At 77.8% G+C, this 6,273-nt stretch carries 7 protein-coding genes; 3 read left to right on the forward strand and 4 right to left on the reverse strand.

Annotated elements, in window-relative coordinates; translation table 11 throughout:
- The first annotated feature begins 73 nt into the window (after positions 1–73).
- Positions 74–865 carry a response regulator transcription factor gene (locus ACFUEL_RS06090; protein ID WP_380234808.1) on the forward strand — a complete coding sequence of 264 codons (792 nt, stop codon included), beginning with the start codon at positions 74–76 and terminating at the stop codon, positions 863–865.
- Positions 862–2,010, forward strand: a complete 1,149-nt coding sequence (locus ACFUEL_RS06095) for a sensor histidine kinase (protein ID WP_380234809.1) — start codon at positions 862–864, stop codon at positions 2,008–2,010. The genes ACFUEL_RS06090 and ACFUEL_RS06095 overlap by 4 nt, the downstream gene beginning before the upstream one ends.
- 111 nt (positions 2,011–2,121) lie before the next feature.
- Here ACFUEL_RS06095 and ACFUEL_RS06100 read toward each other — a convergent pair whose 3' ends face one another.
- From ACFUEL_RS06100 to ACFUEL_RS06115, 4 genes are all read right to left on the reverse strand, one after another.
- On the reverse strand, positions 2,122–3,177 hold the full coding sequence (locus ACFUEL_RS06100; protein WP_380234811.1) for an NAD-dependent epimerase/dehydratase family protein: 1,056 nt from the start codon (positions 3,175–3,177) through the stop codon (positions 2,122–2,124).
- Positions 3,178–3,308: 131 nt separating this feature from the next.
- Positions 3,309–4,004 carry a hemerythrin domain-containing protein gene (locus ACFUEL_RS06105; RefSeq protein ID WP_380234812.1) on the reverse strand — a complete coding sequence of 232 codons (696 nt, stop codon included), beginning with the start codon at positions 4,002–4,004 and terminating at the stop codon, positions 3,309–3,311.
- Positions 4,005–4,314: 310 nt separating this feature from the next.
- Positions 4,315–4,989: a CBS domain-containing protein gene (locus ACFUEL_RS06110; RefSeq protein ID WP_380234813.1), complete on the reverse strand. Its 675-nt coding sequence runs from the start codon at positions 4,987–4,989 to the stop codon at positions 4,315–4,317.
- 44 nt (positions 4,990–5,033) lie between these two features.
- On the reverse strand, positions 5,034–5,480 hold the full coding sequence (locus ACFUEL_RS06115; RefSeq protein ID WP_380234814.1) for a universal stress protein: 447 nt from the start codon (positions 5,478–5,480) through the stop codon (positions 5,034–5,036).
- A gap of 185 nt (positions 5,481–5,665) precedes the next feature.
- Here ACFUEL_RS06115 and ACFUEL_RS06120 point away from each other — a divergent pair.
- On the forward strand, positions 5,666–6,273 hold a 608-nt coding region (locus ACFUEL_RS06120; RefSeq protein WP_380234815.1), incomplete at its 3' end, for a universal stress protein.

Raw genomic sequence — 6,273 nt, forward strand, 5'->3', positions numbered from 1 at the left:
GGAACCCGGACGGAATCCGGACGCCGCTCCGGCGCGGCCCCGCGGGCGGCCCCGCGCTCGTATCCTCGGGCGGGTGAACCACAGCCCCGCCCCCGCCGAGCCGTCGGAGCCCGCGCGCATCCTGGTCGTCGACGACGACCCGACCGTCGGCGAGGTCGTGGCCGGCTACCTCACCCGGGCCGGCCACCTGGTCGAGCGCGCCGAGGACGGCCCGCGCGGACTCGACCTGGCCGAACGCCACCGCCCCGACCTGCTCGTCCTCGACCTGATGCTGCCCGGTCTCGACGGCCTCGAAGTGCTGCGCCGGCTGCGCGCCCGCCCCGACCGCGCGGACCTGCCGGTGGTGCTGCTCACCGCCAGGGGCGACGAGGCCGACCGCGTCCTGGGCCTCGAACTCGGCGCCGACGACTACGTCACCAAGCCGTTCAGCCCGCGCGAACTCGTGCTGCGCGTCCAGTCGATCCTGCGCCGCGCCCGCACCGCCCCGGCCGACGGCGCCGCCCCGCTGCGCTCCGGCGACCTCGCGCTCGACCCCCGGGCCCGCCGCGCCCACCGAGGAGACCGCGAACTCACCCTCACCGCGCGCGAGTTCGACCTGCTCGGGTTCCTCCTCCGGCACCCCGGGACGGTGTTCTCCCGACAGGAGCTGATGCGGCGCGTCTGGGGCTGGGACTTCGGCGACCTCTCCACCGTCACCGTCCACGTCCGCCGCCTGCGCGAGAAGATCGAGGACGACCCCGGCGCGCCCGAACTGATCAGCACCGTCTGGGGCGTCGGCTACCGCTACGACCCGGCCGACCCGGCCGACCCGGCCGGCCCGACCGGCCCGGCGCGGGACGGTGTGGCGACGGGCGGTGCGCGGTGAAGGACCTGCTGCTGATCGCCCTGTTCGCCGCGCTCGGCGCCGCCGCCGCCGGACTGCTCGGCCTGGCCGTGCTGCGGCTGCTGCGCCGCCGCTCGCTGGCGCTCACCCTGTTCGCCGTCGCCGTGGTCAGCGTCCTGGCCGTCACCTCCGGGACGTTCGCGGTGGCTCGGGCGATGTTCCTCTCCCGCCACGACCTGGGCGTGGTCGTCACCGTCCTGGCGATGGCCTCGCTGGTCGCGCTGCTCACCGCCGCGCTGCTGGGCCGCCAGGTCACCGCGGGTGGCCGGGCCCTGGCGGTGGCCGCCCGCACCGTCGGCGGCGACGCCGGGTTCACCCCGCCGGACCGGCCGCTCGGCCGGGAACTGGCCGCCGTCAGTGCCGAACTCGCCGCCACCAGCGCCCGGTTGGCCGAGTCCCGGGACCGCGAACGGGCGCTGGACGCCTCCCGGCGCGAACTCATCGCCTGGATCTCGCACGACCTGCGCACCCCGCTGGCCGGGCTGCGCGCGATGGCCGAGGCGCTGGAGGACGGCGTCGCCGAGCAGCCCGAGCGCTACCTCGCCCGGATCCGCACCGAGGTGGAACGGCTCACCGGCATGGTCGACGACCTGTTCGAACTCTCCCGGATCCAGGCCGGCGCGCTCTCGCTCAGCCTCTCCCGGGTCTCCCTGCACGACCTGGTCGACGACGCGCTCGCCGGCGCCCACCCGCTGGCGCGGCAGCGCGGCGTACGCCTGGAGGGCCGCCGCATCGAGGCCGCGCCGGTCGAGGCCGACCCCCGGGAGATCACCCGGGTGATCGGCAACCTGCTGGTCAACGCGATCCGCGCCACCCCGCCGGACGGCGTGGTCGCCGTCTCCACCCACCGCGAGGACGGCGCCGTCGTGCTCGCCGTCACCGACGGCTGCGGCGGCATCCCCGAACCCGACCTCCCCCGGGTCTTCGAGACCGGCTGGCGCGGCACCCCCGCCCGCACCCCCCGCCCGCCGGAGCCGGGAACGGAGGACGGGGGCGACAGCGGCGCCGGCCTCGGCCTCGCCATCGTCCGCGGCATCGTCGAGGCCCACGCCGGACGGGCCCGCGTCCGCAACGTCGACGGCGGCTGCTGCTTCGAGATCACCCTCCCGGCGGCCCGCCGGGCCTGACGGCACGAGGCGCCGGCCCCGGGGGAACCGGCGGCGCGGCCGGGACCGGCTCGGCAGGTCCGACCGTCCTCACGTCCGGCTCGCCGGCCCGCGGGCCCCGGTCGCCGGCCGTCAGGTGCGTTGCGGAGCGAGCGCGAACTCGGCCGCCCCCGCTTCGAACGCCACCCGGGGCCGCCAGCCGAGCTCGGTGCGCAGCCGCCCGGAGTCCGCCGTCACGTGGCGGACGTCGCCCAGCCGGTACTCGCCGGTCACCACCGGTGCCGGGCCGCCCGACGCCGCCGCCAGGGCGCGCGCCATGTCCCCCACCGTCCGGACCTCCCCGCTGCCCACGTTGTACGCCCGCGCGCTGCCCGCCGGACGGTCGGCCAGCGCGGCCAGGGCCGCGGTGTTGGCCGAGGCGACATCGGTGACGTGCACGAAGTCGCGGCGCTGGCCGCCGTCCTCGAACACCCGCGGGGCCTCGCCGCGGGCCAGCGCCGAGCGGAACAGCGAGGCCACCCCCGCGTACGGGGTGTCGCGCGGCATGCCCGGCCCGTACACGTTGTGGTAGCGGAGCGTCAGGACCCGGCCCCCGCAGGCACGGGCCCAGGCGGAGGCCAGGTGCTCCTGGGCGAGCTTGGTCGCCGCGTACACGTTGCGCGGGTCGGCCGGGGCGTCCTCGCCGACCGGGCCGGGCAGCAGCGGTTCGCCGCAGACCGGGCACGGCGGCTCGAAGCGCCCCGCGTCCAGGTCCGCCGCCCGTCGCGGGCCGGGCGCCACCGGGCCGTGCGCCCCGCAGCGGTACGCGCCCTCGCCGTACACCACCATCGACCCGGCCAGCACCAGGCTCCGCACCCCGCGCCGGGCCATCGCCGACAGCAGCACGGCCGTGCCCAGGTCGTTGCACCCGGCGTAGGCGGGGGCGTCGTCCAGGTCCACGCCCAGCCCGACCATCGCCGCCTGGTGGCAGACCGCCGACACCCCCTCCAGCGCGGCCTCCACCGCCGCCGCGTCCCGCACGTCCCCGTGCCGGAACTCCGCGCCCTCCGGCACCGCGGACGCCACCCCCGACGGGTGCACCGCCGGGAGCAGCGCGTCCAGTACCCGCACCTCGTGGCCGCCCGCGAGCAGCGCACCCACCACCGCGGAACCGATGAAACCGGCCCCGCCCGTCACCAGGATCCTCATCCCCCCGACGCTACCCACCCGCGCGCCCGGACCCCGGCGGCCGACCGGCGGCGTCACCGATCGGTAAGGGACCGGTGAGCGGTGACGCCGGGCCGACGGCGACCCGGCCCGCCGGTGCCGGGGAGCGGCTGCTACGCCCGGGGGGTTGCCGCGCCGGTCCCGCGGACGCGGGCGGTGGTGCGCCGGTAGAGCCGGGTGCCGAGGGTGCGCCACAGGAGGCGGGCGGGGGCGGGCATCTGCGAGAGGAACAGCTGCCGCTCCTGCGGGGTCGCGTCCTCCAGGATCGCGCCGAGGAAGACCAGGAGCTTGGCCTTGGGCACGCTGCGGCGCCCGCGCTCGCCGACCTCGGACCACTCGCCGGGCGTGATGTGGGCGGCCATCAGGGGCAGCAGGTGCGCCTCCTCGTCGTCCATGTGGGCAGCGGCGTGCCGGTCCAGTGCACGCAGGGCCCCGGCGAGGTGCAGGGCGGTCTCGCGGTCGGCCCCGGCGCGCCAGCGGCGCGAGAGCGCGGTGGCCGCGGCGAGCGCACCGGCGACGCCCTCGTGCTGGTCCGCCATCCGCGCGACCACGTCGTCGCCGGGAGCTGCGCGCTCGCGCAGCTTGGGCCACAGCAGGTCGTCCTCGCCCTCGTGGTGCTCGCCCAGGGCGCCGAGGACCAGGTCGAGGTGGTCGGCCAGCACGGCGGTGCGCCGCCGGTCGCCCGGCGCGGCAGCCTCGACCAGGTCGGCCAGGAGCGGTACCTCGCGGCGGAAGACGCGGTGCAGGACGACCATCTCCCGCGGGTCCAGACGCCCGTCGGTGGTGGCCGGGTGGGTGGTGGCGGGCATGGGGGTCCGCTTCTGTGAGGGAACGGTGATCATTCCGGGGGGCCGCAGCCTAGTACGGCGGCGGCGCCGCGGGTGACGGCGGCCCGGACGGTCCACCGGATCGTCCACGGAGGACGCCGTCGGCGTGTTCGGCAACCCCCGCCCGCTCGGCGGCACCGCCGCTCCCGCTCCCGCCCAACCGGCCACCGTCGCGTCCTTCCCGCCGATCGTCCGGGGCCGACGAACTGCGCCGGGCGGCCCTGCGCCGCCGTGCGCCCGCACCGACCGCGCCGGACACGGGCGGCCCCGGCACCGAGCACGTCGTGGCGGCTCAGCGCCCCGTCGCCGGGCGCACCGGGTCGTCCTCGCGGTGGTCGAGCAGCAGGGTGACGTCCACGACGCCGTCCACGCTGCGGCACAGGCGTTCCAGCACGTCGACCAGGCTGCGCCGCTCCACCGTGCCGACCAGGGTGACCCGGCCGTCCTCGACCGTGACGCCGAGGGCGTCCGGGTACAGGCCCAACGTCCGGTCCAGGAGGTCGTGGCGGATTTCCTCCCGGATCGCCCGGTCCTGCCGCAGGAAGACCCGCAGCAGGTCGCCGCGGCTGACGATGCCGATCAGCCGCCCGGCCTCGTCGACGACGGGCAGGCGCTTGAGGTGCGCGTGCTGCATCCGGCGGGCGGCCTCGACGGCCGTCCACTCGGGGCGGCAGCACAGGGCCGGGCGGCTCATCAGCCCGTCCGCGGTGGTGGCCCGGCTGCGGGCGGCCTGCTCCGGCGTCGGGCGGGGGGTGAGCAGCAGCCCGGACGGGTCCTCCCGGGCGCACTCGCCGAGCAGCAGGTCCGCCTCGGAGACGATCCCGACGGGCCGGTCCTCGGCGTCCAGCACGGGCACGGCCGTGATGTCGTGCTCCGCGAGCAGCCGGGCGATCTCCTTGAACCCCGTCCCGGGCCGCACGCTCACCACCGGACGGGTCATCAGCTGTCCCACGGTTCGGTGTCGCATCGTCGCTCCTCTTCCTTCCGTTCCTGTCCGTGTACGGTCGCGGGTCACGGCGCGTCGTGGCGGACCACGACGACCGGGCAGGGCGCGTGCTGCACGCAGTGCTGGCCGACCGATCCCAGCAGCGCCCCGGTGAAGCCGCCGAAGCCGCGGCTCCCGACGACCAGCAGTTCGGCGCCGCGCGCCGCGGCCAGCAGGGCCGCGACCGCGCCGCCCTTGACCACCCGGGTGGCGATCCGCACCGGGCGCCCGGGGTCGGACACCTCGGCGACGGTGCCGTCGAGGGTCTTGCGCGCGATGGCGGCCCCGAACTCCTCGTCGTCGGGGTGCCCGCTCCAGCCCGGGGCGGACGGGTGCAGCCAGGCGGTCACCGCCTCGACCTGCGCCCCGACCGCGTGCGCCTGGCCGACGGCCCAGCGCAGCGCGTCGACGGAGGCCGGGGAGCCGTCCACCCCGACCACGATCCTCCGCGGTGCCGCGTCCTGTTCCCGCATGGCCTTCCTCCCCTGGTTCCGTGTTCCCGGTGGTGGCTCCACCCTCCTGCCCGCGGTGCCCGGCGGCGTAGGGCCGCAGGGGCCGACCCGGGGGACCATCGGGCCCTGCCGGGGCGGCCGCCGGGAGCGCCAACATGGCGGCACAGGCGGGGCACCGGGTCACCGCCGGACAGGAGGGAACGGCCATGGCGGACGGAATCGTGACCGGGTTCGACGGATCGGCGCGCTCCGGGGCCGCGGTCGACTGGGCCGCCGCCGAGGCGGCCCGGCAGGGTGTGCCGCTGCGCGTCGTGCACGCCCTGCCCTGGTTCGGCCCGGCCGACGGCGACGGGCTCGCGGCGGCTCCCCGCCGGGGCGCCCTGCGGGAGCTGGACGGGATCGCCGACCGGCTGCGCGGCGCCCACCCCGGGCTGGACGTGGTCACCGAGGCGGTGGGCGACGACCCCGCCGACGCCCTGCTCGCCCGCGCCGCCGACCACCGGCTCGTGGTGCTGGGCTCGCGCGGCCTCGGCGGTTTCGCCGGGCTGCTGGTGGGCTCGGTCGGGCTGGCGGTCGCCGCCCGCAGCACTACCCCGGTGGTCCTGGTCCGCGACGGCGCGTCCGCCGCGTCCGACGCGTCCGCTGCCCCCGCTGCTCCCGCCGACGGTGCAGACGGTGCCGGCCGCCCCGAGATCGTCGTCGGGGTGGCGGGCGGGACCTCCGCGGCGGTGCTGGAGTTCGCGTTCGCCGAGGCGGAGCTCCGGGGAGCGCGGGTGCGGGCGGTGCACGGGTGGGAGGCGGTCCCGTTCTGGAC

This window comes from Kitasatospora sp. NPDC057198, from assembly GCF_042670125.1.
Lineage (GTDB): Bacteria > Actinomycetota > Actinomycetes > Streptomycetales > Streptomycetaceae > Kitasatospora.